This is a genomic window from Belnapia sp. F-4-1 (genome assembly GCF_000802185.1).
In the GTDB taxonomy this organism is placed as follows: Bacteria; Pseudomonadota; Alphaproteobacteria; order Acetobacterales; family Acetobacteraceae; genus Belnapia.
Window position 1 is genome coordinate 1 of the sequence record NZ_JROR01000044.1, and the last position, 789, is coordinate 789.

A 789-nucleotide genomic window follows, 5' to 3' on the forward strand; every position below is an offset into this window, starting at 1 on the left:
CGGCGGCGGCGCTGGCGGCAGAACGAACTGCAGCGCGGAAGTCTCGTGAGACTGCTGAAACGGGACGACTTCGAGCGGAGCAGGGGCTCGTAGCGGCGCTTTCCGAAACCCAAAGGCTGAAAGAACTCATCGATGTACTTGCTGCCGAAAGCGAGGCGCGAAGAGTGGCTTTGGTAGCCGGAGCGCGCTGGGCTCGCGAGATGGAAGTTATAGCCTCACGCGTCCCGGAGCTGGAGGCGCAGCTCCAGACCATGGCTTCTCGTGTTCCAGGGCTCGAGGCGCAGCTCCAGACAGTTCTTTTCTCAGGAACCTGGCGCGCCACGCAACCGATCCGCAAGGCGCTCGAGCACAGCCCCGGAGTGCGCCGCGTCGCACGCCGCGCGGTAAAGGCCGTTTGGTGGACAGTCACGCTGCAGCTTCCAAGCCGTTTGGCCTCGCGGCGTGCAGCGGCCGCCTCGCTTGCCACACTTCACTCTCCTGTTCCTCCTGCGGACGAAGCCAGACCGCTCCAATTAGAAACTCATGGCACAGCAGTTTCGGACCACCAGCCGACCGACGCGGTGTCGCCAGAGCCGCTGGAATCCTCTCAGCCCGTGCCCACTCCCAACGCTGCGCCTGAGGCCAAGGCGGTGCTGGGCGGCTTCGCGGCCGAGGAGCTGCGCGAGTTCCTCGCCAGCGGCGAAAAGCTTCGCTTCGAGCACTTCAACGAACCTGAGGTGTCGGTCCTCATTGCCGTTTGGAACAAGGCGTACTTTACCCTCCGCTGCCTTCGAGCGCTGCTCGCCGCGC

The 789-nt window shown here is 64.8% G+C and carries 1 protein-coding gene; it reads left to right on the forward strand.

The genetic code is table 11. The features are described from left to right. A partial coding sequence (locus LH62_RS30935; protein ID WP_160299747.1) for a hypothetical protein occupies window positions 1-789 on the forward strand: 789 nt, incomplete at both ends.